Annotated in this window: 22 protein-coding genes; 13 read left to right on the top strand and 9 right to left on the bottom strand. The window is 72.5% G+C overall.

Annotated elements, in window-relative coordinates:
* Nucleotides 1–21: 21 nt before the first annotated feature.
* Nucleotides 22–1,674, bottom strand: coding sequence for a fumarate hydratase (locus ACSC1Q_RS27925; RefSeq protein WP_436761654.1), 1,653 nt, complete (start codon nt 1,672–1,674; stop codon nt 22–24).
* Nucleotides 1,675–1,923: 249 nt separating this feature from the next.
* On the opposite strand from ACSC1Q_RS27925, the gene ACSC1Q_RS27920 reads away from it, so the two are divergent.
* A complete protein-coding gene (locus ACSC1Q_RS27920; RefSeq protein WP_436761653.1) occupies nt 1,924–2,298 on the top strand; it encodes a hypothetical protein in 375 nt (124 codons plus the stop codon).
* Here the strand turns inward: ACSC1Q_RS27920 and ACSC1Q_RS27915 are convergent.
* Nucleotides 2,204–3,166 carry a DMT family transporter gene (locus ACSC1Q_RS27915; RefSeq protein ID WP_436761652.1) on the bottom strand — a complete coding sequence of 321 codons (963 nt, stop codon included), beginning with the start codon at nt 3,164–3,166 and terminating at the stop codon, nt 2,204–2,206. The genes ACSC1Q_RS27920 and ACSC1Q_RS27915 overlap by 95 nt on opposite strands.
* Before the next feature lie 67 nt (nt 3,167–3,233).
* Between ACSC1Q_RS27915 and ACSC1Q_RS27910 the strand changes: the two genes are divergently transcribed.
* The 7 genes from ACSC1Q_RS27910 to iolD all read left to right on the top strand — a co-directional run bounded on the left by ACSC1Q_RS27910 (nt 3,234) and on the right by iolD (nt 11,618).
* Nucleotides 3,234–4,880: an aminotransferase-like domain-containing protein gene (locus ACSC1Q_RS27910; RefSeq protein WP_436761651.1), complete on the top strand. Its 1,647-nt coding sequence runs from the start codon at nt 3,234–3,236 to the stop codon at nt 4,878–4,880.
* Nucleotides 4,881–5,014: 134 nt separating this feature from the next.
* The gene (locus ACSC1Q_RS27905; protein ID WP_436761650.1) at nt 5,015–5,992 is read left to right on the top strand and encodes a Gfo/Idh/MocA family protein; all 978 of its coding nucleotides are present in this window, start codon (nt 5,015–5,017) and stop codon (nt 5,990–5,992) included.
* Nucleotides 5,993–6,006: 14 nt separating this feature from the next.
* Nucleotides 6,007–7,044, top strand: a complete 1,038-nt coding sequence (locus ACSC1Q_RS27900; protein WP_436761649.1) for a TIM barrel protein — start codon at nt 6,007–6,009, stop codon at nt 7,042–7,044.
* Nucleotides 7,041–8,015, top strand: coding sequence for a 5-dehydro-2-deoxygluconokinase (iolC, locus tag ACSC1Q_RS27895; RefSeq protein ID WP_436761648.1), 975 nt, complete (start codon nt 7,041–7,043; stop codon nt 8,013–8,015). Before ACSC1Q_RS27900 ends, iolC begins: the two co-directional genes overlap by 4 nt.
* A complete protein-coding gene (locus ACSC1Q_RS27890) occupies nt 8,012–8,893 on the top strand; it encodes a class I fructose-bisphosphate aldolase (RefSeq protein ID WP_436761647.1) in 882 nt (293 codons plus the stop codon). The genes iolC and ACSC1Q_RS27890 overlap by 4 nt, the downstream gene beginning before the upstream one ends.
* A gap of 58 nt (nt 8,894–8,951) precedes the next feature.
* Nucleotides 8,952–9,770, top strand: coding sequence for a 5-deoxy-glucuronate isomerase (gene iolB, locus ACSC1Q_RS27885; RefSeq protein WP_436761646.1), 819 nt, complete (start codon nt 8,952–8,954; stop codon nt 9,768–9,770).
* Nucleotides 9,771–9,779: 9 nt separating this feature from the next.
* Nucleotides 9,780–11,618, top strand: a complete 1,839-nt coding sequence (iolD, locus tag ACSC1Q_RS27880; RefSeq protein ID WP_436761645.1) for a 3D-(3,5/4)-trihydroxycyclohexane-1,2-dione acylhydrolase (decyclizing) — start codon at nt 9,780–9,782, stop codon at nt 11,616–11,618.
* A 25-nt stretch (nt 11,619–11,643) separates the two neighbouring features.
* Here iolD and ACSC1Q_RS27875 read toward each other — a convergent pair whose 3' ends face one another.
* The gene (locus ACSC1Q_RS27875) at nt 11,644–12,816 is read right to left on the bottom strand and encodes an MFS transporter (protein ID WP_436761644.1); all 1,173 of its coding nucleotides are present in this window, start codon (nt 12,814–12,816) and stop codon (nt 11,644–11,646) included.
* Nucleotides 12,817–13,046: 230 nt separating this feature from the next.
* Here ACSC1Q_RS27875 and ACSC1Q_RS27870 point away from each other — a divergent pair, with 230 nt between their 5' ends.
* Nucleotides 13,047–13,652 (top strand): DUF1707 SHOCT-like domain-containing protein, encoded by a 606-nt coding sequence (locus ACSC1Q_RS27870; protein WP_436761643.1) that lies wholly within the window; start codon nt 13,047–13,049, stop codon nt 13,650–13,652.
* 34 nt (nt 13,653–13,686) lie between these two features.
* Here the strand turns inward: ACSC1Q_RS27870 and glpX are convergent, their stop codons facing one another.
* Nucleotides 13,687–14,721 carry a class II fructose-bisphosphatase gene (glpX, locus tag ACSC1Q_RS27865; RefSeq protein WP_436761642.1) on the bottom strand — a complete coding sequence of 345 codons (1,035 nt, stop codon included), beginning with the start codon at nt 14,719–14,721 and terminating at the stop codon, nt 13,687–13,689.
* A gap of 82 nt (nt 14,722–14,803) precedes the next feature.
* On the opposite strand from glpX, the gene ACSC1Q_RS27860 reads away from it, so the two are divergent.
* The gene (locus tag ACSC1Q_RS27860) at nt 14,804–15,409 is read left to right on the top strand and encodes a TetR/AcrR family transcriptional regulator (protein ID WP_436761641.1); all 606 of its coding nucleotides are present in this window, start codon (nt 14,804–14,806) and stop codon (nt 15,407–15,409) included.
* 64 nt (nt 15,410–15,473) lie between these two features.
* The gene (locus ACSC1Q_RS27855) at nt 15,474–16,007 is read left to right on the top strand and encodes a DUF4245 domain-containing protein (protein ID WP_436761640.1); all 534 of its coding nucleotides are present in this window, start codon (nt 15,474–15,476) and stop codon (nt 16,005–16,007) included.
* A 165-nt stretch (nt 16,008–16,172) separates the two neighbouring features.
* Here the strand turns inward: ACSC1Q_RS27855 and ACSC1Q_RS27850 are convergent, their stop codons facing one another.
* Nucleotides 16,173–16,403: an exodeoxyribonuclease VII small subunit gene (locus tag ACSC1Q_RS27850; RefSeq protein ID WP_350971911.1), complete on the bottom strand. Its 231-nt coding sequence runs from the start codon at nt 16,401–16,403 to the stop codon at nt 16,173–16,175.
* 157 nt (nt 16,404–16,560) lie between these two features.
* Here ACSC1Q_RS27850 and ACSC1Q_RS27845 point away from each other — a divergent pair, with 157 nt between their 5' ends.
* Nucleotides 16,561–17,031 carry a GNAT family N-acetyltransferase gene (locus ACSC1Q_RS27845; RefSeq protein WP_436761639.1) on the top strand — a complete coding sequence of 157 codons (471 nt, stop codon included), beginning with the start codon at nt 16,561–16,563 and terminating at the stop codon, nt 17,029–17,031.
* Here the strand turns inward: ACSC1Q_RS27845 and xseA are convergent.
* Together xseA and ACSC1Q_RS27835 are read right to left on the bottom strand one after the other, a co-directional pair.
* A complete protein-coding gene (xseA, locus tag ACSC1Q_RS27840) occupies nt 17,009–18,217 on the bottom strand; it encodes an exodeoxyribonuclease VII large subunit (RefSeq protein ID WP_436761638.1) in 1,209 nt (402 codons plus the stop codon). The two genes, ACSC1Q_RS27845 and xseA, sit on opposite strands and share 23 nt — an antisense overlap.
* 27 nt (nt 18,218–18,244) lie before the next feature.
* A complete protein-coding gene (locus ACSC1Q_RS27835) occupies nt 18,245–19,909 on the bottom strand; it encodes a hypothetical protein (protein WP_436761637.1) in 1,665 nt (554 codons plus the stop codon).
* Between the two features lie 112 nt (nt 19,910–20,021).
* Between ACSC1Q_RS27835 and ACSC1Q_RS27830 the strand changes: the two genes are divergently transcribed.
* On the top strand, nt 20,022–20,990 hold the full coding sequence (locus ACSC1Q_RS27830; RefSeq protein ID WP_436761636.1) for a 4-hydroxy-3-methylbut-2-enyl diphosphate reductase: 969 nt from the start codon (nt 20,022–20,024) through the stop codon (nt 20,988–20,990).
* A gap of 171 nt (nt 20,991–21,161) precedes the next feature.
* Here the strand turns inward: ACSC1Q_RS27830 and ACSC1Q_RS27825 are convergent, their stop codons facing one another.
* Nucleotides 21,162–21,695 (bottom strand): DUF6542 domain-containing protein, encoded by a 534-nt coding sequence (locus ACSC1Q_RS27825; RefSeq protein WP_436761635.1) that lies wholly within the window; start codon nt 21,693–21,695, stop codon nt 21,162–21,164.
* Between the two features lie 138 nt (nt 21,696–21,833).
* Complete coding sequence (locus tag ACSC1Q_RS27820) at nt 21,834–23,138, bottom strand: DNA recombination protein RmuC (RefSeq protein WP_436761790.1); 1,305 nt, start codon at nt 23,136–23,138, stop codon at nt 21,834–21,836.
* Nucleotides 23,139–23,359: the final 221 nt, after the last annotated feature.

Raw genomic sequence — 23,359 nt, 5'->3', positions numbered from 1 at the left:
GCGCCCCGTCGGGAGGGACGGTCAGCGGCGGCCGATGGTGAGGACGGGGCCGGTGGAGTCGGTGAAGAAGTCCTCGCCCTTGTCGTCCACGACGATGAAGGCGGGGAAGTCCTCGACCTCGATCCTCCAGACGGCCTCCATGCCCAGCTCGGGGTATTCCAGGACCTCCACCTTCTTGATGCAGTCCTGGGCGAGGCGGGCGGCGGGGCCGCCGATGGAGCCGAGGTAGAAGCCGCCGTGGGCCTGGCACGCGTCGGTGACCTGCTTGGATCGGTTGCCCTTGGCGAGCATGACCTTGGAGCCCCCGGCCGCCTGGAAGCGTTCGACGTAGGAGTCCATCCGCCCGGCGGTGGTGGGACCGAAGGAGCCCGAGGCGTAGCCCTCGGGGGTCTTGGCGGGTCCTGCGTAGTAGACCGCGTGGTTCTTGAGGTACTCCGGCATCTCGCCGCCCGCGTCCAGCAGCTCGCCGATCTTGGCGTGCGCGATGTCGCGGGCGACCACGAGCGGGCCGGTCAGCGACAGGCGGGTCTTGACCGGGTATCTGGTCAGCTCGGCGAGGATCTCCGGCATCGGGCGGTTGAGGTCGATCTTGACGACGTCGTCCGAGAGGTGGTCGTCCGTGGTCTCCGGCAGGAACCTCGCGGGGTCGGTCTCCAGCTGCTCCAGGAAGACCCCCTCGGGGGTGATCTTCGCCAGGGCCTGGCGGTCGGCGCTGCAGGAGACCGCGATGGCGACGGGGCAGGAGGCGCCGTGGCGGGGGAGGCGGATGACGCGGACGTCGTGGCAGAAGTACTTGCCGCCGAACTGCGCGCCGATGCCGAGCTTCTGGGTGAGTTCGAAGACCTTGGCCTCCAGGTCGGTGTCGCGGAAGCCGTGGCCGGAGGGGGAACCCTCGGTGGGGATGGAGTCCAGGTAGCGGGCGCTGGCGTACTTGGCGGTCTTCAGGGCGAACTCGGCGGACGTGCCGCCGACGACGATCGCCAGGTGGTACGGCGGGCAGGCGGCGGTCCCGAGGGAGCGGATCTTCTCCTCCAGGAACTGGAGCATCCGCTTCTCGTTGAGCACCGCCTTCGTCTCCTGGTACAGGAACGACTTGTTGGCGCTGCCGCCGCCCTTGGCCATGAACAGCAGCTTGTACTCGTCGGGGTGGCCGCCCGGGTCCTCGGCGTAGAGCTCGATCTGCGCGGGGAGGTTGGAGCCGGTGTTCTTCTCCTCCCACATGGTGAGGGGCGCCATCTGGGAGTAGCGCAGGTTGAGCCGGGTGTAGGCGTCGTAGACCCCTCGGGAGAGGTGCTCGGCGTCGGCGCCGTCGGTGAGGACGTGGCGCCCGCGCTTGCCCATCACGATCGCGGTGCCGGTGTCCTGGCACATCGGGAGCACGCCGCCCGCCGAGATCGACGCGTTCTTCAGCAGGTCGAGGGCGACGAAGCGGTCGTTCCCGCTCGACTCGGGGTCCTCGATGATCTTGCGGAGCTGGGCGAGGTGGGACGACCGCAGGTAGTGGGAGATGTCGTGGATCGCGTTCTCGGTGAGCAGCCGCAGCGCCTCGGGCTCGACCTCCAGGAACCTGCGGCCCGCGGCCTCGACGACCCGTACCCCCTCGGTGGTGATCAGACGGTACTCCGTCTCGTCCGGTCCCATGGGAAGCAGGTCGGTGTAGTCGAACTCGGGCATCGTCGTCGATCCTCCGTGCGGGCGTGTTTTCCCTAGAGGGTACGGCCTCGCGTTCACGCTCCGACCGCGCGGTCGGTACGGCGGTCTCCCTCTCCCGGACCGCGCACAAGCGAGCGGACATATGGCGCTAAATCAATATATTTAGGACAAGCATTAGTGAGCTATGCGTCTTTTATGCACATGTGTCCGAATGTACGGGGAAAGCTGGAAAGAGCCGGGCCGAGCGTCCGGCGGAAGCTGGGGGACAGCATGAACATCGGAAACACCGTCCTGGCCGGAGACATCGTCCTGCTGGCGCTCGTGGCCCTCTTCGTGGTGGCCGGCCTCGGCGTGTCACTGATAGCCATAACGCTGACGAGCATCAAGGAGTCCAACGGCCGTACTCCCCAGTGGCCGGTGAGCTGGCCGGAGCCCCCGCTGACCATCTCCCGGCAGCGGCTCGACGTCGCCTCCGGGCGGGCGAGTCTGCCCTCGCAGCAGGTGACCCTGCCCCTCTCGCTGCGGGACGCCGGTGAGCCCGCGCGGCAGATCAACCTGCCCCAGCGGGTCGAGATCCCTCGGCAGCGGCTCGCCCCGCCCCAGCCGGTCGACGTACCCACGCAGCGGGTGAGCCCGAGGAGCTGAGGCCGACGACGATGCCGGTGACCACGAGCGCGGCGCCGAGCAGGTCGGGCACCGAGGGCGTGCCCAGGCCGAGTACGGCGCCGGTGACGATGGCGCCGACCGGGATCAGCCCGGCGAACAGCCCCGCCCTTCCCGGGCCGAGCCGGGGCAGGGCGTCGTACCAGAGGAAGAACGCCACGGTCGTCACGATCAGCGCCTGGTAGCCCAGGCCCGCGGCCTCGGGCACCGTCGGCACGCGGAACATCGCGGTGCCGTCCGCGAGCAGCCCGGCGACCAGCAGCATCGGCACGGCCAGTGTCACCGAGTACGCCGAGACGCGTACCGCGCCCAGCTTGGGCAGCAGCGGGATGGCGAGCATGGAGAAGCAGAGCTCGCAGCCCAGCGCGCCCAGTGACCAGAGCAGCCCGGCCAGGTCGCCGCTGCCCAGCCCGGCGGCCACCGTCGCCCCGCCGGCGACCAGCGCCGCCGCCCCGAGCAGCCGGGGCGAGGGGTGTCCGCCGAGCAGGGCCAGTGCCAGCGGCACGGTGCCGAGGACGGTGCCGACCAGGGCGGGACCACCGTGCCGGGTGGCCTCGATCACGCACACGTTGAAGATCACCAGCCCCGTCAGGGAGAGCGTCGCCAGCAGCGCCGCCTCGCGGGCCGTGAGCCGGACGAACCGCAGCCCCGCGATCCGGGCGACGGTGAGCAGGGCCGCGGCCGCCAGCAGGTGGCGCAGGGCCTGGCCGCCGTAGAGCGGGTAGTCCCGGATCGCCCCGGCGACCGCCGCCAGGGTGCCCACCAGGAACATCGCCGTCGCGGCCTGGACCAGGCCGCGAGCCCCCGGCCGGGCGGGGGAGTGGGGCGCGGTGCTGACATCCACGTTCATGTGCGGAATGCTAGGGAGCCAATGGCACCCCTGTCGGGTCCAATGTGGCAGCGGAACAGAGGACCAATTGGCCGATCTGCACCTCGTCGTCGACCGGGCGGCGGGCGGCGTCGCCGCCCAGATCGCCCGCGAGCTCCGCGAGGCGGTACGGCGCGGGCGCCTGGCCGCGGGGGTCAGGCTGCCCGCCAGCCGCGAGCTGGCCAGGGACCTCGGGCTCTCCCGCGGAGTGGTGGTCGAGGCGTACGAGCAGCTCGTCGCCGAGGGGTTCCTGATCTCCCGGATCGGGGCGGGGACCACCGTGGCCCCGGCGGCGAGCCGCCCCGCCCTCCCCGCCCTTCTCGACGGTCTCGATGGCCTTGACGGTCTCGACGGCCCTTCCCGGACGCCGCAGGGCCCGCCGCGCGCCGCGTCCCGTGCCGCGGGTGCCCTCGGCGGGGAACTCGTCGGGCAAGCGGGTGCCCTCGGCCTCGGACGGGACGCGGAGGCTCGCGACCGGGAGACGAAGGCTCATGGCGGGGAAACGGGGGCTCGCGGCCGGGAAAGGGAGCGCGAGCCGTACCACGGGCGCCGTTCCACCGCGCCCGACCTGGGGGCGTTCCCCAGGGAGCGATGGCTGGCCTCGATGCGGAGGACGCTCGCCGCGCTGCCCGCCGAGGCCCTGGACTACGGCGACCCCGGCGGCGTCCCGGCGCTGCGCGAGGAACTGGCCGCCTATCTCAGGAGGGTGCGGGCGGCCGACGTGGGCCCGGACAACCTGGTGATCGTGGGCGGGGTGGCCCAGGGGATCAGCCTCACGATCCAGGCGCTCGCGGGGAGGCTGCCCCGGGGCCGGTCGCCCCACGACCTCGGCTGGTTCGTCCGGCGGGCCGAGCGCCCCGCGCCGCCCCCCGGCCGGATCCGGCTGGCGGTCGAGGACCCGGCCGGGGGGCGCCAGCTCCCGCTGCTGCACGCGGCGGGCGCGGACCTGGTCGCCGTACCGGTGGACGGCGAGGGGATCGACGTCGAGGCTCTCGCCGCGACCGGGGCGCGCGCGGTGCTGCTCACCCCCGCGCACCAGTACCCGACGGGCGTCGTGCTCTCGCCCCGCCGCCGCGCCGAGCTGATCGAGTGGGCCGCCGGGACCGGGGCGGCGATCCTGGAGGACGACTACGACGCGGAGTTCCGCTTCGACCGCGACCCGGTGGGCTGCCTGCAGGGGCTCGCCGCCGACCGGGTGATCCTGATCGGGAGCGTCAGCAAGTCCCTCGCCCCCGGGCTCCGCCTGGGCTGGGTGGCCGCCCCGCCCGAGATCGCCGAGTCGCTGCGGCTGGCCCGGGGCGAGCTGGACCTGGGGTCGCCCGTCCTGGAGCAGTACGTCCTGGCCGACTTCGTCACGACCGGCGGCTACGACCGGCACCTGAGGAGGATGCGCCGGGAGTACCGCGCCCGCCGCGACGCCTTCGCGCTCGCCCTCGGCGAGCACCTTCCCGAGATCACCGTGCGGGGCGTCTCCGCCGGGCTCCACCTGCTCGCCGAGCTGCCGTACGGCTGGGACGAGGCGGCGGTGGCGGAGACGGCCCAGGAGTGCGGGCTCGCGGTCGAGCCGGTGGGCCCGATGCGGCACGCCCCGGGCCCGCCCGCGCTGGTGATGGGCTTCGCCCGCCTGCCCGCCCGCCGCGCCGACGTGACGATCCGTGCCCTCGCGGACGCCCTGCACCGGCCTGCCGCCCCGTGAGTACGCCTCCCACCCGCGAATACTTGTCCGGTACGGCCTGAGGGGTCGTCCTTATGTCCTGACAAATTCTTGACGGCTCCTGGCTCGTCGCCTAGAACTGGAGATCGGCCGCTTTCTTCTCCTCCGGAGGCACGATGCGTGTTGGACTGCTGGGACTCGGCAGGATCGGGGCGTTCCACGCCGTGACCCTGGCGGCGCATCCCGGGGTCGACGAGCTGGTGGTGAGCGACGCGGACGGCGGGCGGGCGGCGGAGGTGGCCGCCAGGCTGGGAGCCCGGGTGGGAGACGCGTTCGACAGCGACGCGGTGGTGGTCGCCACCCCCACGGCGACCCACGCCGAGCTGCTGATGCGCGCCTGCGCCAAGGGGGTGCCGGTGTTCTGCGAGAAACCGGTGGCGCCCGGCGTACGGGACACCCTCCGCGTGCTCGAAGCGGCCAGGCGGAGCGGCACGGTCGTGCACATCGGCTTCCAGCGGCGTTTCGACGCCGGGTACGCCGCCGCGAGGAGGGCGCTGGCCGGAGGCGAGCTGGGCACGCTGTACCGGGTGCACATGGTGAGCGCCGACCCCCACCCACCCGACCCCGGCTACATCCCGCTGTCGGGGGGCATCTACCGCGACTGCCACATCCACGATTTCGACATCCTGCGCTGGGTGACCGGCAGGGAGGCCGACACCGTCTACGCGACCGGGGCCAACCGGGGCGAGGCGTTCTTCGCCGAGGCGGGGGACGTCGACAACAGCGCCGCGCTGCTCACCATGGACGACGGCACGCTCGTCACCCTGCAGGGTTCGCGCTACAACGGCGCCGGGTACGACGTGCGGATGGAGCTGGCGGGCACCCTGCGGACCTGGTCGGTCGGCCTCGACCCGCGTGTGCCGCTGACCAGCGTCGAGGGCCTGCAGCCGCCGGGCGAACCCTGGCCCGACTTCGCGACGAGGTTCGGGCCCGCCTACGTCGCCGAGCTCGACGCGTTTCTCGGCGCGGCGCGGGGGGAGACGGAGAGTCCCTGCACCGTCGACGACGCCCTCGCGGCGCTCTACCTCGCCGAGGCCGCGGAACTCTCCCGGCGCGAGGGACGTCCGGTGCGTGTCACGGAGGTGATCGTGTGAGAAGAGGCGGCCCTGTGCGGGAGACCGGCCCCACCGGCGGAACCGGCCCGGTACGAACGGCCGGAGCGCCCATCTCCTGGGGCGTCTGCGAGGTCCCCGGCTGGGGGCGGCAGCTGGATCGTTCCCGGGTGCTCGCCGAGATGAGGGAGCTGGGCCTGACGGCCACCGAGCTCGGCCCCGACGGGTTCCTGCCGCCCTCGCCGACGCGCTGCCGCTCCCTTCTCGCGGAGTACGGGCTGCGGGCGGTGGGCGGGTTCGTCCCCGTCGTGCTGCACGAGGCCGACCACGACCCGCTCCCGGTCGTCCGGGCCGCGATGCGCGCCTTCATGGACGGCGAGGTGGACGTGGTCGTGCTCGCCGCCTCCACCGGCGGTGAGAGCTACGACGCCAGGCCGGAGCTGGACGCGGCGGCCTGGAAGATCCTCACGGGCAACCTGCGCCGCATCCTCAAGAACGCCAAGGAGTTCGGCAGGACCGTCACCCTGCACCCGCACATCGGGACCGTGGTGGAGAACCGGGAGGAGGTCCAGCGGGTGCTCGACGGCAGCTCGATGCCGCTCTGCCTCGACACCGGCCACCTCCTCGCGGGCGGCACCGACCCCGCCGAGCTGGTCTCCCAAGCCGCGGGACGGATCGCGCACGTCCACCTCAAGGACGTGGACGCCGCCCTGGCCGGACGGGTCAGGGCGGGCGAGCTGACCTACACCCGGGCCGTGAAGGACGGCCTCTACCGGCCGCTGGGCCGGGGCGACGTGGACCTCCCCGCCATCGTCGGCGGCCTGACCAGGGCCGGGTACGACGGCTGGTACGTCCTGGAGCAGGACATCGTGCTGGGCCCCACCGACGGCGACCCCGGGGCGTCCGGGACCTCCGGGGCTTTCAGGGACCCCAAGGAGAACGTCCGCGAGAGCCTGGCGTACCTGCGGAAGCTCACCGGCGACGAGACCGAGCCGCCCGGAGGCGACATGCCCGGGAGCAGCGGTTCAGGAAGCGACGGGTCGAGGAGCGGTGGGCCGGGGAGCGGCGGGCCGCCCGGCGAGGAGCGCGCATGATCGAGGTTCTGGCCATGGGACGGGCCGGGGTCGACATCTACCCGCTGCAGGTGGGGGTGTCGCTGCGCGAGGTCGAGACCTTCGGCAAGTATCTGGGCGGCAGTCCCACCAACGTGGCCGTGGCCGCAGCCCGGCTGGGCCACTTCAGCTCGGTGATCACCAGGACCGGGGACGACCCGTTCGGGCTCTTCGTGCACGACGCGCTGCGCGAGTACGGGGTCGACGACAGCTTCGTCACCCCGGTCGCGCACCTGCCCACCCCGGTGACGTTCTGCGAGATCCGGCCGCCGGACGACTTCCCGCTCTACTTCTACCGCTTCCCCAAGGCCCCCGACCTGGAGATCTTCCCCGAGGAGCTCGACCTGGGGGCCGTCGCGGGGGCCCGGCTGTTCTGGGCGACCGTCACCGGGCTGTCCCAGGAGCCCTCACGGAGCGCGCACCTCGCGGCCTGGCGGGCCAGGGGGCGCGCGCCGCACACCGTGCTGGACCTCGACTACCGCCCGATGTTCTGGTCAGGCGCCGAGGAGGCCCGCGAGCAGGTACGCGAGGCCCTGCGGTACGTCACGGTGGCGGTGGGGAACCTGGAGGAGGTCGAGGTGGCGACCGGCGTCCGCGAGCCGCACGAGGCCGCCGAGGCGCTGCTGGAGGCGGGCGCCGAGCTCGCGATCGTGAAGCGGGGCCCGGAAGGGGTGCTCGGCATGACCGTGGCCGAGACGGTGGAGGTGCCGCCGGTGCCGGTGGAGGTGGTCAACGGCCTCGGCGCGGGAGACGCCTTCGGCGGCGCCCTCTGCCACGGTCTCCTCGAACGCTGGCCGCTTGAGGAGACGCTGCGGTTCGCCAACGCGGCCGGGGCCATCGTCGCGGGACGGCTGGCCTGCGCCCCGGCGATGCCACGGTTCGACGAGGTGATGGACGTGCTCGGCGCGAACGGTGGCGGCCCGGCAGGCCCGGCAGGGGTGGGAGAGACATGAACGAGCGAGAGCACCGGACGCTCATCGACACGCGGGCCCGGTTCCCAGGGCGGATCGCCGAGGCGGCGGAGGCGCGGCGGCGCGGGAGACCGCTGGAGGAACGCGACCGGCTCCTGATCATCGCCGCCGACCACACGGCCAGGGGCGTCGTCGGCGTCGGAGGCCGTCCCGGGGCGATGGAGAGCCGCGTCGAGCTGCTGGAACGCCTGTGCGTGGCGCTGGCCAGGCCCGGCGTGGACGGCGTGCTCGGCACCCCCGACATCGTCGAGGACCTCCTGCTGCTCGGCGCGCTGGAGGGCAAGGTCGTGATCGGGTCGATGAACCGGGGCGGCCTGCACGGGTCGGCCTTCGAGTTCGACGACCGCTTCACCGCCTACGACACCTCCTCGATCGTCCGGGCGGGTCTGGACGGCGGCAAGATGCTCTGCCGGATCGGCATGGACGACCTCACCACCGCCCGCACCCTGGAATCGTGTGGACGGGCCGTCACCGAGCTCGCCTCGCACGGCCTGGTCGCGATGGTCGAGCCGTTCTGGTCCCGGCGGGCCGGTGGCGCGATCACCCACGACCTGTCACCCGAGGGGGTCATCCGGTCCATGCACGTCGCCCAGGCGCTCGGCGCGACCTCCGCGCGCACCTGGCTGAAGATCCCGGTCGTGGACGGCATGGAACGGGTGATGCGGGCCACCACGCTGCCGACGCTGCTCCTGGGGGGTGACCCGGGCGGCACGCCGGAGCTCACCTACGCGTCCTGGCGCGAGGCTCTGCGGCTTCCCGGCGTGCGGGGTCTGGTGGTGGGCCGCGCGTTGCTGTATCCCTCCGATGACGACGTGGCCGCGGCCGTCGACACCGCCGCGGCGATGCTGGAGGTGTCATGAACGACGCCGTGAACGGGAGACCGGCGGGCCCGGGTGGCCGCGACGGGGAGGAGCGGTCATGACCTTCGTTCCCGCGGGAAGCACCGCGCGGGCGCCGTGGGCGCTGTCGATCACCCCGGAGGCGGCCGGGTGGACGTACGCCGGGCTCCGCGTGCTCTGCCTGTCCGGCGAGGGCGTGGAGTTCGGCACCGGGGACGAGGAGATGCTGGTCCTGCCGCTGTCGGGCGCGTGCGTGGTCGAGTGCGAAGGGGAGCGGCTCACGCTGGACGGCAGGACCTCGGTCTTCCACGCGGTCACCGACTTCGCGTACCTGCCCGTCGGCGCGACCGCGCGGATCACCGGCGAGGGCCGCTTCGCCCTCCCCGCCGCCCGCGCGACCAGGCGTCTTCCCGTACGGTACGGCCCCGCGGAGGCGGTCCCCGTCGAGGTGCGCGGGACGGGTTCCGCCAGCCGCCAGGTCAACAACTTCTGCGCCCCCGGCGCCTTCGACTGCGACAGGCTCGTCGCGGTGGAGGTGCTCACCCCCGGCGGCAACTGGTCGTCGTACCCGCCGCACAAGCACGACACGGCCTCCGAGCACGAGGCCGTGCTGGAGGAGATCTACTACTTCGAGGGCGGCCCCGGCTACCAGCGGGTGTACGGCACCCACGACACCCTGGCCGAGGTGTCGGGGGGCGACGTGGTGCTCGTCCCGCACGGCTACCACGGCCCGTCGATGGCGGCCCCCGGCTACGACCTCTACTACCTGAACGTGCTGGCCGGGCCCGCGCCCGAGCGGTCGATGGCCTTCCGCGACGACCCCCGGCACGCCTGGATCCGCTCCTCGTGGGCGGAACAACCGATCGACCCGAGGCTTCCGATGACGAAAGCCCTGTGAGGGGTTTCGATGAGACTCACCGTGGCACAGGCGCTCCTGCGGTTCCTCGCGAACCAGTGGTCGGAGCGCGACGGCGCCGAACACCGGCTGGTGGCCGGATGCCTGGGCATCTTCGGCCACGGCAACGTCGCCGGGATCGGGCAGGCCCTCGCCGAGCGGGGGGCGGGCACGGACGGCGACCTCCCGTACTATCTGGCGCGCAACGAGCAGGCCATGGTGCACACCGCCGTCGGCTACGCGCGGGCCCGCAACCGGCTGTCCACCTTCGCCTGCACCTCCTCGATCGGCCCCGGCGCCACCAACATGGTCACCGGGGCGGCGCTGGCCACGATCAACCGGATCCCGGTGCTGCTGCCCGGCGACGTCTTCGCCACCCGCGCCGCCGACCCGGTCCTGCAGCAGCTGGAGGACCCCCGCTTCCCCGACGTGACGGTCAACGACGCGCTGCGCCCCGTCTCCCGGTTCTTCGACAGGATCAACCGGCCCGAGCAGCTCCTCTCGGCCCTTCCCGCCGCGATGCGGGTGCTCGCCGACCCGGCCGAGACGGGCGCGGTCACCCTGGCGCTGCCGCAGGACGTGCAGGCGGAGGCGTACGACTGGCCGGAGGAGCTGTTCGCCCGCCGCGTGTGGCACGTGGCGCGTCCCGTCCCCGAACCCGCCGCGCTGGCACGGGCGGCTGAGCTGGTGAGGCGGTCGCGGCGGCCGCTGATCGTGGCGGGGGGCGGGGTGGTCTACAGCGAGGCGTGGGAGACGCTGGCCGCGTTCGCCGCCGACCACGGCGTCCCGGTGGGGGAGACCCAGGCGGGCAAGGGGACGCTGCCGTACGACCACCCCTGCGCGGTCGGGGCGGTCGGGCACACCGGCACCGCCGCCGCCAACGACCTGGCCCGCGACGCGGATCTGGTCATCGGGGTCGGCACCCGCTACACCGACTTCACCACCGCCTCCCGGACCCTGTTCGGCGAGGCCGCGTTCCTGAACGTCAACGTCGCGGCCTTCGACGCCGCCAAGCACTCCGGCGAGACGCTCGTCGCCGACGCCCGCGAGGCGCTGCGCGCCCTGGACCTCGGCGACTGGAACGCCGACCCCGGCTGGACCGCGAGGGCGACGCGCCTGACCCACGAGTGGCAGGAGCAGGTCTCCCTGCTGACGACCGGGGACGCGCTGACCCAGCCGGTGGTGCTCGGCATGGTCAACGAGGTGGCCCGGCCCTCGGACGTGGTGGTCAACGCGGCCGGGTCGATGCCCGGTGACCTGCACAAGCTGTGGCGGGCGAGCGACCCGAAGTCCTACCACGTCGAGTACGGCTACTCCTGCATGGGCTACGAGATCGCCGGAGGGCTCGGCGTGAAGCTGGCCGCGCCGGAGCGCGAGGTGTTCGTGCTGGTCGGCGACGGGTCCTACCTGATGATGGCCCAGGAGATCGCCACCGCCGTGCAGGAGGGCGTCAAGCTCGTCGTGGTGCTGGTCGACAACCGGGGCTTCGCCTCCATCGGCGGCCTGTCGGAGGCGGTCGGCGCGGGACGCCTGGGCACCGCCTACCGGATGCGCGGGGCCGGGGGCGCGCTGGACGGCGCCCTCCTCCCGGTCGACCTGGCCGCCAACGCGGCCAGCCTGGGCGCCGACGTGATCCGCGCCGACGGCCCCGAGTCCCTGCGAGTGGCGCTCACCAAGGCGAGGGAGGCCGTCGGCACCACCGTCGTGTACGTCGAGACGGTGCCGGGTCCCGGTCCCCTGACCACGGCCTGGTGGGACGTGCCGGTGGCGGAGGTGTCGGGGCTGCCGGAGGCGCGCCGGGCCCGCGCCGCCTACGAACAGGCCAAACGGGACCAGCGCACCTACCTGTGAGATCCCCCCTCGGCTGAGGCTGCGGCTACGGCTTCGCGGCCGGTTCCGGTTCCGGGTCCGGCTGGAAGCCCCTGGCGAGGAACACGATCAGGGCCACCAGGACGACGGCGGGCACGAACGCCACCCGGATGTCCACCGTGTCGTTGAGCGTCCCGACCACGGCGGCGCCGACGAGGAAGCCGACGTAGTTGAACATGTTGACCCGCGCGATCGCGGTCTCCGCCCCGGCGCCCAGCCGGCCCGCGGCCGAGAACGACTGCGGGGCGATGACGGACAGGCCGACGCCGATCAGGCCGAACGACACGACGGCCACCGCGACACCGGGCGCGACGACGACCCCCAGCGTGCCCACGGCCGCGATCACCGCGCCCGCCCGGACCACCGGGGCCGGGCCGTACCCGCGGACGGCGAGGTCACCGGGGACCCGGGCCAGGAGCATGGTCGCCTGGTAGACGAAGTAGGCGAACGGCACCAGCCAGCCGCTCGCCGCCAGCGCCTTCTCCATGTAGACGGTGCTGTAGTTGGAGACCGCCGCGTCGCCGACGTACAGGAACGCCATCGCCAGGCAGAGCGGGACGATCGGCCGCCACGGCACCTGGGCCGCCACGCGCGCGGTCCGTTCGGCGGACCTCTCCTCCTCCCGCCCGTAGAGGCGGGGAAGCATGATCACCGAGATCGCCGCGCCGATCAGCACCGGGACGGAGAAGGACCAGCGCAGCTCCACGCCGAGCTCGCTGAAGAGGGAGTTGAACCCGGCCCCCAGCATCGAGCCAACGCTCCACACGGCGTGGAAGCCGGTCAGCACGCTCATGCCGTACCGGCGCTCGACCGCGACCGCCTGCATGTTCATCGCCGCGTCCACCGCGCCGACGAACAGGCCGAACACGGCGCTGAGCGCGTACAGGCCGACGAGCTGGTCGTTCCACCCCGACAGGACCACGGCGGTGCAGACGCCGACCTGGGAGATCCGCAGGACCGGGGCGCTGCCGTACCGGCTCGCCAGGAGACCCGCGACCGCGCTGCCGACCCCGGCGATCACCGGTACGAGCAGCAGGACCAGCGTGAGGTCGCCGTCGCTGAGCCCGAACCTGTGCTGGAGGTCGATCACATGGGTGATCAGGGTGGCGAAGCAGAGGCCCTGGACGAAGAAGGCCGCCCAGGTCGCCACGCGCGCCTGCCGGTCACGTGGGGTCGGCATGACGACCTCCGGGGGAACGTGAGGGGGATTCAAGTTCTCGTCAGGGTATGGGCGGGTCACCCGGGGGTCAATGACCTGTCACCTGCCGGTTCCACCGGCACGACGGGAGGTGGGACGGGCCGGATCGGGTGTGCCGATGCTCTCGCGCCGCTACGGGAGATCCGAACTTCCGGCACGTGCCGGTGCCCTCGCGCCGCTGCCGGAGCCCCGGCAGGGATTATGGTCGAAGGGTGGAGAGTCCCCGTTCGCCCGCCGTCCGCCGCTACGCCCCCGAGCCGCGTCCCGCCGACCTGAGGGCCGGGGACAACGACCGCGAGAGGGTGGCCGCCGTGCTGGGCGACGCGCTCGCCGACGGGCGCCTCGACCACGAGGAGCACGACGAGCGCGTCGACGCCCTCTACCGCGCCCGCACGCTGGGAGAGCTCTCCGCGCTCACCGCCGACCTGCTGCCGCCCGAGGCGCAGCCGCTCCGCACCGACGTCCGCCCGGTGGCGGCGTTCTTCGGCTCCGAGGAGCGCTCGGGCCGCTGGGTCGTGCCGACCCGGTTCACGGCCACCGCGATCTGCGCCAACGTCAAGCTCGACCTGCGTGACGCGCTGCTCCAGTCCAGCCACGTGACCCTGCACGTCACCGTGATGGGCGGCACCCTCACCCTGATCGTCCCCGAGGGCGTGCGGATCGAGATGCCCGCCTCGGCTTTCATGGGCGGGAAGAAGAACCAGGTCCCGCCTGCCTCGCCCGACGGGCCGGTCATCGAGATCACCGGCGTCGTCACGCTCGGGAGCATCGTGGCCAAGTCCCCCAAGCGCCCCCGCCGCCCCTGGTTCCGCCGCTGACGCCGTCTCCGGGTCAGCGGCCGGCACCCGGCTCTCAGCTGGCGCTGTCGAAGTTGATCGCGCTGTAGGCCCGCAGCTTCCAGAGCTGGTGCTCGCTCTCGATCTTCCGTATCGTCCCGGAACGGCCACGCATGACCAGGGAGCTGGTGATGGCACTGCCCGCGCGATAGCGGACGCCCTGCATCAGCTCGCCGTCGGTGATCCCGGTGGCCGCGAAGAACACGTCGTCGGACCTGACCAGGTCGTCGGTGCTCAGCGTGGCGTCGAGGTCGAGACCCGCGTCCAGCGCCCGGCGGCGCTCGGCGTCGTCCTGCGGCCAGAGCCTGCCCTGGATGACGCCGCCCAGGCACTTGAGCGCGCAGGCGGCGATGATGCCCTCCGGGGTGCCGCCGACGCCGAGCATCAGGTCGACGCCCGTACCCACCCTGGCCGCCATGATCGCACCGGCCACGTCGCCGTCGGTGATCAGCCTGATCCGGGCGCCGGTCTCCCGGATCTCCCGGATGATCTTCTCGTGGCGGGGGCGGTCGAGGACGACCACGGTCACGTCCGAGGGCTCGCCGCCCTTGGCGCGGGCCACGGCGGCGATGTTGTCGGCCACCGGGGCGTTGATGTCGACCGACGAGGCGGCCTCGGGGCCGGTGACCAGCTTGTCCATGTAGAAGACCGCCGACGGGTCGTACATCGAGCCGCGCTCGCTGACCGCGATCACCGAGATGCCGTTGGGCATGCCGAGCGCGGTGAGCCGGGTGCCGTCGATCGGGTCCACGGCCACGTCGCACGCCGCGCCGCTGCCGTCGCCCACGTGCTCGCCGTTGTAGAGCATCGGCGCGTTGTCCTTCTCGCCCTCGCCGATCACCACCACGCCGCTCATGGACACCGTGTTGATCAGCTGGCGCATGGCGTTGACCGCGGCGCCGTCGGCGCCGTTCTTGTCACCTCGCCCGACCCAGCGGGCACCGGCCATCGCGGCCGCCTCCGTGACCCGGACCAGTTCCAGAGCGAGGTTGCGATCGGGTGCGTGCTCTCCCGCGGCGAGGGCGTCGGGAACGGACGTCTCATCGGACATGGTGGGAAACCCCTCTCGTGGTCAATACAACGATCGTAGTTGGCACCCCTCTGACCGGTCGGCGGAGGATAATGTGCCCACCATGAGCAGCGACACGGAACGACTGGTGAAAGGCGTGGGTGCGCGGACCTCCGAGCGGGGTGCCGCCACGCGCGTCGCGCTCCTGTCCGCCGCGAGGGAGATCTTCGTCACGAGCGGTTTCGCCGAGGCCGGGGTCACCGACGTGGTCGCCCGCGCGGGAGCGAGTGTCGGAAGTCTTTACCACCACTTCTCCGGCAAGGCCGACCTCTACCTCACCCTCTTCGAGGAGTTCCAGACCCGGCAGACCCAGCGGACCAAGCAGGCGGTCCAGGACTCCAGGGCGGAGGGCGAGAGCGACCCGATGCGGCTGTTCATCGCCGGGGCCCGCGCCTACCTGGAGGGCTGCCTGGCCGAACGGGAGATCTCCGCGCTGTTCCTGCGCGGGGACGGGCCGCCGGGGTTCGAGCTGATCATGCGCGACCGGCTCCGGCAGTGGGCCAACCGCAACGCGGCCCTGTTCGAGGGCGACGAGGGGGCACTGGTCGTGGTCCTCACCGGCGCGCTCGCCGCCGCGGTCTCCGAGGTCGCCCTGTCGGACGACGAGGACGCCTCCCGGGCCCTGGCCGAGGACGTGCTCACCATCATCGCCCAGATCCGCCGCCCCTGAGGACCACCCGGATCCGCCGCCCCTGAGTCTGGACCGCCCTCCCGAACGGATAGTGTCGACAGTCGTGCGAAAGTTCACTCAGGGCTTCTACGGCTACGTGTTCGCGATGGCGGTCTGTCTGGGCGCCGTCGGCCTGTTCCTGCTGGTCACACCGCAGAGCAGGACCGAGCACATCCCCAGGGTCGACTACTCGATCGCCCTGGCCGACCTGCGCCGTACGGCGCCCTTCCAGGTGTGGGCCCCCGAGCCCGTCGCCGCCGGGTGGGTCCCGAACAGCTCCCGGAACACGAGCACCAACGGCGTCACGACCTGGCGGCTCGGTTTCGCCACGGCCAAGCGCTTCCACGCGATGCTCGCCCAGAGCAACGAGAAGCCCGCGGCCGGGTTCGCCAACCGGCTCTCCAACACCTCCACGGTCACCGGCACCGTCCAGATCGACGGCGTGACCTGGGAGCAGCGCCTCCGCGAGGACAAGAACCAGCGTTCCCTCGTACGGATCCTGCCGGACGTCACGATCGTCGTCACCGGCACCGCCCCGTGGGACGAACTGTCGGCCCTGGCCGGGTCCCTCAAGCAACAGCCGAAGATCACCTCCTGAGATCCGCGGCGGGCTCCGGGTGGGGTCACCGGCTCCCGTGCTCCACAGCCGTCCGGCGGTCCGTCCACCCGGAAGGCTCATGAGGTGCGGGAGCGCTCGGATTCGGCGGTCCGCCCACCTGGGGGGGCTCATGGGGTGCGTGAAAGCTTGGGCCGTCCGGGAAGGTCAGAAGGGGGCGTCCCCGGCGGGGTCGGGCTGCCGCCGCTGCGCCATGGCCGCCGCGAGCTTCACCCTGGCCCCCTGGAGCCACTCCTCGCAGACCGCGGCCAGCCTCTCGCCACGCTCCCAGAGCTCGATCGACTGTTCCAGGGTGAGCCCGCCCGCCTCAAGACTGCGGACCACCTCGGTCAGCTCCTCGCGCGCCTGCTCGTACGACGGTGTCTTCTCATCGGCCACGCACCCCACCTTAGGTCGTGTCCCGGGGATCTTCGGCCCGTGACATCCACCCGGCGCCTCGCCGTGCCGTCCGCGTCCCGGCCAGAGGTGATCCACGGTGCCTCCCCGGTGCCTCCCCGGCGGCTCCACCGCGGCGTACGGCTGGGAGGATGCTCGGATGAGCGTTCGCGACGCGACCCCGGGGGACATCCCCGAGCTGGTGCGCCTCCGTGAGGTCCTGGCAGACCGGATGGCCCAGGACGGCAACTATCCGGTCGAGGAGGAGTGGCAGGGGGCCTACGCGGAGAGCCTCGAAGAGCGGCTGGGCAGCCCCGACACGGCCGTCTACGTGGTGGACGCCCCCGGACGGGGGCTGGCGGCCTGCGGGATCGGCCTCATCTTCGACCGCTTCCCCGGGCCCAGCCTTCCCGACGGCCGCTACGGCTACGTCCAGGGCATGGCCACCGACCCCCGCCACCGGCGCCTGGGGCACGGCCGGGCCATCATGGGCGCCCTCCTGGACTGGTACCGCGACAGCGGGGTCCGCAGGGTCGACCTGCACGCGACCTCCGACGCCGAGCCCCTCTACCGGCAGCTCGGCTTCGTCGACGACGGCTACCCCTCGCTCACGTGGCGGGCTCGCTCCTGACCGTCACCCGGTCGTCGGGGAATCGCACCGTCAGCTCGTCGCCGAGGGAGACCTCGCTCGCGAGGCGTACGACATCGCCCGAGGGACGCTGCACGATCGCGTAACCGCGCTCCAGCGTGGCGGCCGGAGACAGCGAGACCAGGCGGGCGCGCAGGTGCTCCAGCGAATCCTGGGCGCGGTCCAGGGAGGCGGTGAGGGATCGTCTCGCCCGGTCCCTGAGCTGCTCGGCCTGCTCGGCCCTGCGTTCGACCTCGCGCACCGGGTCGGCGAGGGAGGGACGGGAGCGGGCCGCCGCCAGCCAGGCCGTCTCGCGGTCGAGCCAGCCGCCCGCCACCCTGCGGCCCCGGTCGCGGAGCTGGCGGATCAGCGTCATCTGCTCGCCGACGTCCGGCACCACCTTCTTCGCCGCGTCCGTCGGCGTGGACGCGCGCACGTCGGCGACGAGGTCGAGCAGCGGGTTGTCCTGCTCGTGGCCGATCGCGCTGACCACGGGCGTACGGCACGCCGCGACCGCCCGCACGAGGGCCTCGTCGGAGAAGGGCAGCAGGTCCTCCATCGACCCGCCGCCCCGCGCGACCACGATGACGTCGACCTCGCCGTCCGCGTCGAACCTGCGCAACGCCTCGGTGACCTCGCCGACCGCGTACGGCCCCTGCACGGCCACCGGCTCGACCTTGAACCGCACGGCGGGCCAGCGGCGCCGCGAGTTCTCCAGCACGTCGCGCTCGGCGGCCGAGTCGCGGCCGCAGATCAGCCCGACCGTGCCCGGCAGGAACGGCAGCCGCCGCTTCCTGTCGACACCGAACAATCCCTCGGACGCGAGCAACTGGCGCAGCCGTTCCAGCCGCGCCAGCAGCTCGCCGACCCCGACCGGCCGCAGCTCCAGCGCGGTGAACGCGAAGGAGCCCTTGTTGACCCAGAAGTCGGGCTTCAGATGGGCCACGATCCTGGCGCCGTCGACAGGCCTGGGGAGGGTCGCCTCGTACACGCCACGCGGGCAGGTGACCCGCGCCGACACGTTGGCCACCGGGTCGCGCAAGGTGAGGAACACCGTGCCGCCACGGGCGGTCAGCTCGGTGATCTGCCCCTCGACCCAGACGGTGCCGAGCTTGCCGATCCAGCCGCCGACCATCTGCAACACCGTGCGGACCGGGAGGGGCTGCTCAGGGGTGGTCTTCGAGCTCATGGCCGGGAGCCTACGCGCCGGGCGTGACTATTCCGCGATCTCCAGCTTGGCAAGGCGGTTCTCGTACATCCGCACGACGGCCTCGCGGTTGGCGGTGGACCGCTCGTAGGTGATCAGCTCCAGGATCTGCCCGGCCGTCCTGCCCCGCATCCGCGCCCGCAGGGACGCGACCGTCAGGTCCGCGTAACCGGGCAGCGGCTCGGCGAGCGCGGCGGCCGTCTCCGGGGAGGACGCGGCCGACGTGGCGGTCGTCACCCCGGAGAGCCCGGCCGCCTCGGGTGCCGCGGCCCTGGTCTCCGTCACCTCGACCACCGCGGCGTCCGAGGTCTCGGGCTTCGCGGTCTCGACCTTCGTCACCTCGACCTTCACCGCCGAGGGGGTTTCGAGTACGGCCTCCACGGGGGCGTTCGCCGTGCCGTTCGCCGCGGCGCTCGTCAGGGCGCCGCTCTCCGCGCTGTCGGCCGTGCTCTCGTTCGCGCTCCCGGTCACGGTCTCCGCGGGGGCGGCCTTGGTGGTCTTACGGGTCCTGGTCGCCCTGGCCTTCGGAGCGGGCTTGGCGGGCTCGGACGCGGGAGTCTCGGACGCGGTGGGCTCGGGCTTCGCTGCCTTGGACTTCGCGGCCTTGGAACCCGCGGTCTCGGAGGCCACGGTCTCGGAGGTCACGGTCTCGGGCGTGGCGGTCTCGGTGACCGGGGCCTTGGCCTTGGCGCGGGTGGCCTTGGGCTTCTTGGCGGGGACCTCGGCGACCAGGCTCGCCTCGGCGGCCTGGGGCTCGGCGGCCTGAGCCTCGGTGACCTCGGGCTTCGCGGCGGGAGCCTTGGCGCGGGTGGTCCTGGGCTTCCTGGCGGGGGCCTTGGTCTCGGCGGGTGCCTCGGGGGCGGTGGCCTCCGGAGCCTCAGCGGCCTCCGGGGTCTCGGTGGCTGCCGTGGCCTTCGGGGTGGCGCCCTCGGCGGTCTCGGGCTTCGCGGGCTCGGTGGGTTCGGCGGCCGGGGCCTCCGCGACCTTGGCTTCGGCGGCTTCGGCGGCTTCGGCGGTGGCCGGGGTCTCCGGGGTCTCCGGGGTTTTCGCCTTCGGGGCTTCCTTCTTCGCTGCTCCGGGAGCCTTCACGGCCTCCGCGTCCGTGTCGGTGTCCGCGTCGGCGGGAGCCTTCGCGGTGGTGGGAGCCTCCGTGGCGACGGTCTCGGCCTTGACCTCGGCGACCTCGGCGGGCTTCGCCGTGGCGGTCTCGGACTCCGGAGCGGCGGCGGGTGCCTCGGTGCTTCCGGCGGTCGCCGGGGCGTCGACCGCCTCGGCCTTGGCCTCGGGAGCCTTCACCTCGGGAGTGGAGGGCGTCGCGGTGTCGGGCTTGGTGGGGCTGAAGATGACCGGGTCGGGAGTGGTCTTGGTCCCGTTGCTCTCGGCGGCGGGCCTGCTCGTGGCCTTCTCCGGGCGCGGCGCGAAGATGACGGGCTCGCGGCGGGTGGGCTGCCCCGCCTGGTCCGTGGCCTTCTCGCCGGTCTCCGCGGGCGTGTCGCCGGCCGTCCCGAAGGGCGCGTCGGCCTCGCCCTGGCCGGAGCCGCCCCTGAACCTGGTCCGGACGCGGTCGCCGAGGAGCAGGGCCTGGCCGACCCCGCTCAGCGCGCTCTGCAACATGTGCAGCGGCAGATCTTTTGCCTTTTGTGTGACATTGCGGATCATGTCGGGGACTGACATATCGTCTCCCTGGGAGGTCTGTATCGAGAAGGCTAGTGTGGCAAGACTTGTGCCGCATGAGCTCGTGGGACGTATGGGCTGTCTCGCGGACGTGTCCACGTAGCATAAGAGCATGACTTCAGACACCCCCGCGACCCGACGCGTACTAGTGGCGAAGCCCCGTGGTTACTGCGCCGGGGTCGATCGCGCGGTCCAGGCCGTGGAGAAGGCGCTGGAGCAGTACGGCGCCCCGATCTACGTCCGTAAGCAGATCGTCCACAACACCCACGTGGTCAAGACGCTGGAGCAGCGCGGGGCGATCTTCGTCGAGGAGACCGAGGAGGTGCCCGAGGGCGCCATCGTCGTCTTCTCCGCCCACGGGGTGTCCCCGGCGGTCCACCAGGAGGCCGCCCTGCGCAGTCTCAGGACGATCGACGCCACCTGCCCCCTGGTGACCAAGGTGCACAACGAGGCCAAGCGCTTCGCCTCCCAGGACTACGACATCCTCCTCATCGGCCACGAGGGTCACGAGGAGGTCGAGGGCACCGCGGGCGAGGCGCCCGACCACGTCCAGCTCGTCGACGGCCTGCACTCGGTCGACACCGTGCGGGTCAAGGATCCCGAGCGGCTGGTCTGGCTGTCGCAGACCACGCTGTCGGTGGACGAGACGACCGAGACGGTCACCCGGCTCAAGGAGCGCTTCCCCAACCTGATCGACCCCCCGAGCGACGACATCTGCTACGCCACCCAGAACCGTCAGGTCGCGGTTAAAGAGATCGCCGCCCAGGCCCAGCTGGTCATCGTCGTCGGCTCGGAGAACTCCTCCAACTCCAAGCGGCTGGTCGAGGTCGCCCTCGACCACGGGGCCGACGCCTCCTACCTGGTCGACGACGCCTCGCTCATCGACGACGCCTGGTTCGACGGCGTCACCACGGTCGGCGTGACGAGTGGCGCCTCGGTGCCCGAGGAGCTCGTCGCCGAGGTCCTCGCCCGCCTGGCGCGCAACGGTTTCGAGGACGTCGAGGAGATCGAGTCCGTCCACGAGAGCGTGCGCTTCGCGCTCCCGCACGAGCTGCGCAAGGACCTGCGCGCCACGGTCTGAGCCCGGCCACGCCGCCCGAGACCAGGCCTCCGCCAGAAGGTCTCCGCTCCTGAGGGACCCCGTCATCGGGCGCCTCCCTCAGGAGACCCTCACCCGGAGGACCTCATCAGATCCCCCTTGAGAAACTTCAGGGGCCCTGAGGAGGACCCCTTCACAGGTGGGGCCCGGCCGCTACTGGCCCTCGCGCGGGGTGCCGTACACCTTGGGCTCGAAGTATCCCTCGGGCTCGGGCGCGAAGGCGGTGCCGCCGCCGTCGCCTCCGCTCCTCGGGCGGGGGACCGAGGCCTTGGTCGCCCTGAGCTCCTCGCGCAGCTCGCGGACGCAGCGGGTGAGGCCGCGGCGCCAGGCGATGACCAGCACCAGGAACGATCCGCCGAACAGCCACGGGGCTCCCTGCGACAGCGCCGTGTACATGCCCAGGCCGAAGGCCTGGACGGGGGTGGCCGCGAACAGGGAGCGGACCACCTCGATGAACGTGGTGGTCACGAAGAAGACCAGGGGCGGGGACACCACCAGCGACAGCAGGTCCCGGCGGTTCACGAGCGACGCGGCGGCCACGCAACCGGCCACGAACGCCGCCCCGGTCAGCGCCGCCACCCCCAGCAGCGCCTGCAGCACGCTGCCCACCAGCGTGGACGCCAGTACGAAGGCCAGCGCGCCCCGGACGGTCAGCCGGATGCCCGCGGCCCGGTCAAGCTCACTCATGCGATCACCCCGCCGGCCGGCTGCACGCCGCCTCGCTCGTCCACCACTCGCCCCCTTGACCCTTGCCCTCGCGGACCCCCGCGTCGTCGACCGCGCCGCTTCCAGTGTCCGGCCGCCGGAGCCTTCAGGGAACAGTTTCTAGGGCAGGTCGTTGGCCAACCTACCGTTGACGCGGGATACGAGAGGTGAGCTTGGCTCCTCTTGCCCGAGTAGTTCCGGCGAGGTCAGGGCGCGGGGCAGGTCCTCGACCGCCTGCGGGGTGTCCAGGTCGGTCTCGACCAGCCCCAGATCGTTCAGCTTGCGGGCGCTCACCAGCACCCGGGTCTCCAGCGAGCCGACCGTCCTGTTGTACGACTCCACGGCCCGGCTCAGCGAGCGTCCCAGGGCGTCGACGTTGCGCCCCATGCTGCTCAGCCGCTCGTAAAGCTCCTTGCCCACCTCGAAGATCGCCCGCGCGTTCTCGCCGAGCGCGGCCTGCTGCCAGGCGTACTGCGCGGTGCGGAGCATGGTGATCAGCGTGGTGGGGGTGGCGATGTGGACCCGGCGCCGCATGGCGTACTCCAGCAGGGCGGGGTCGCGTTCCAGAGCCGGGGCGAGGAACGCCTCGCCGGGGATGAACAGCACCATGAACTCAGGCGCCGGGCTGAACGCCTGCCAGTAGGGCTTCGAGGCGAGCCGGTCGACGTGGTCGCGCACGTGCCGGGCGTGGGCGTCGAGCCGGACCGACTGGTGGTCGGGATCGGCCGACTCGGCGGCCTCCAGGTAGGCGGAGAGCGAGACCTTGGAGTCGACCACGATGTTCTTGCCACCGGCCAGCCGCACGATCATGTCGGGACGCAGGACACCGTCCGGCGTGGTGACGCTCACCTGCTCGTCGAAGTCGCAGAACCGCTGCATCCCGGCGATCTCGGCGACCCTGCGGAGCTGGAGCTCCCCCCACCGCCCCCTGGCCTCGGGCCGTTGCAGGGCCCGTACCAGCGAGCTCGTCTGGGCGCGGAGCTGCTCGTTGCTCTCGCGGACGACGTCGATGTGCTTGGCCAGCTCGGCGTGGGCGGCCCGCTGGCCCGTCTGGGTGTCGCGCAACTGCGTCTCGACGCGGGCCAGGGTGTCCTTCAGCGGCTCGATCAGGTGCTCGACGGCCTGCTTGCGCTGCTCCAGCTCACCGGCCGCCTCGGCCCGGTTGGCGGCGAGCCTCGTCTCCGCCAGCTCCAGGAACCGCAGGTTGTTGACGTCGAGGGCCCGGCTGGACAGGGCCTGGAACCGTTCGGAGAGCTGTCCCTCGATGTAGACGACCTTCTCCTCGGCGATCTTCGCGCGGGCCTCGGCGTCGGCCAGGCGCGCGGTGACGTCGGCGGCTCCCGAGGAGGCGCGAGCCCGGCCCAGCAGGAACCCGATCGCGAGTCCCGCGGCGAGGCCCACCGCGAGCTGGAAGGAGAGCGCCATGACATCCACCCCGGCATGATTCCAGGCCCGGCCACTCCTGGCGCGCCGACACGCTCCCGGAGCCGCGGCTCCTCGAAGCGGTCACGCTCCCGGAAACGACGCTCCTCGAAGCGGTCACGCCCTCAGAACCGGCGCCCCTGGAGCCGGCCCGCTCCCGGAACGGGCACGCTCCCGGACCGGAACCGGCTCCGTTCGGGCCGGTGACTCGTACCTGTGACCTG

The sequence above is a fragment of the Streptosporangium heterodermiicola genome (genome assembly GCF_051390675.1).
GTDB lineage: Bacteria > Actinomycetota > Actinomycetes > Streptosporangiales > Streptosporangiaceae > Streptosporangium.
This window is presented reverse-complemented; position numbering and strand designations above follow the sequence as displayed.

Bases quoted from the DNA above. Each gene is read 5' to 3' on its own strand.
- ACSC1Q_RS27925 (WP_436761654.1), bottom strand. From the start codon at position 1,674: ATGCCCGAGTTCGACTACACCGACCTGCTTCCCATGGGACCGGACGAG.
- ACSC1Q_RS27920 (WP_436761653.1), top strand. From the start codon at position 1,924: ATGAACATCGGAAACACCGTCCTGGCCGGAGACATCGTCCTGCTGGCG.
- ACSC1Q_RS27915 (WP_436761652.1), bottom strand. From the start codon at position 3,166: ATGAACGTGGATGTCAGCACCGCGCCCCACTCCCCCGCCCGGCCGGGG.
- ACSC1Q_RS27905 (WP_436761650.1), top strand. From the start codon at position 5,015: ATGCGTGTTGGACTGCTGGGACTCGGCAGGATCGGGGCGTTCCACGCC.
- iolC (WP_436761648.1), top strand. From the start codon at position 7,041: ATGATCGAGGTTCTGGCCATGGGACGGGCCGGGGTCGACATCTACCCG.
- ACSC1Q_RS27890 (WP_436761647.1), top strand. From the start codon at position 8,012: ATGAACGAGCGAGAGCACCGGACGCTCATCGACACGCGGGCCCGGTTC.
- iolB (WP_436761646.1), top strand. From the start codon at position 8,952: ATGACCTTCGTTCCCGCGGGAAGCACCGCGCGGGCGCCGTGGGCGCTG.
- iolD (WP_436761645.1), top strand. From the start codon at position 9,780: ATGAGACTCACCGTGGCACAGGCGCTCCTGCGGTTCCTCGCGAACCAG.
- ACSC1Q_RS27875 (WP_436761644.1), bottom strand. From the start codon at position 12,816: ATGCCGACCCCACGTGACCGGCAGGCGCGCGTGGCGACCTGGGCGGCC.
- glpX (WP_436761642.1), bottom strand. From the start codon at position 14,721: ATGTCCGATGAGACGTCCGTTCCCGACGCCCTCGCCGCGGGAGAGCAC.
- ACSC1Q_RS27860 (WP_436761641.1), top strand. From the start codon at position 14,804: ATGAGCAGCGACACGGAACGACTGGTGAAAGGCGTGGGTGCGCGGACC.
- ACSC1Q_RS27845 (WP_436761639.1), top strand. From the start codon at position 16,561: ATGAGCGTTCGCGACGCGACCCCGGGGGACATCCCCGAGCTGGTGCGC.
- xseA (WP_436761638.1), bottom strand. From the start codon at position 18,217: ATGAGCTCGAAGACCACCCCTGAGCAGCCCCTCCCGGTCCGCACGGTG.
- ACSC1Q_RS27835 (WP_436761637.1), bottom strand. From the start codon at position 19,909: ATGTCAGTCCCCGACATGATCCGCAATGTCACACAAAAGGCAAAAGAT.
- ACSC1Q_RS27830 (WP_436761636.1), top strand. From the start codon at position 20,022: ATGACTTCAGACACCCCCGCGACCCGACGCGTACTAGTGGCGAAGCCC.
- ACSC1Q_RS27825 (WP_436761635.1), bottom strand. From the start codon at position 21,695: ATGAGTGAGCTTGACCGGGCCGCGGGCATCCGGCTGACCGTCCGGGGC.
- ACSC1Q_RS27820 (WP_436761790.1), bottom strand. From the start codon at position 23,138: ATGGCGCTCTCCTTCCAGCTCGCGGTGGGCCTCGCCGCGGGACTCGCG.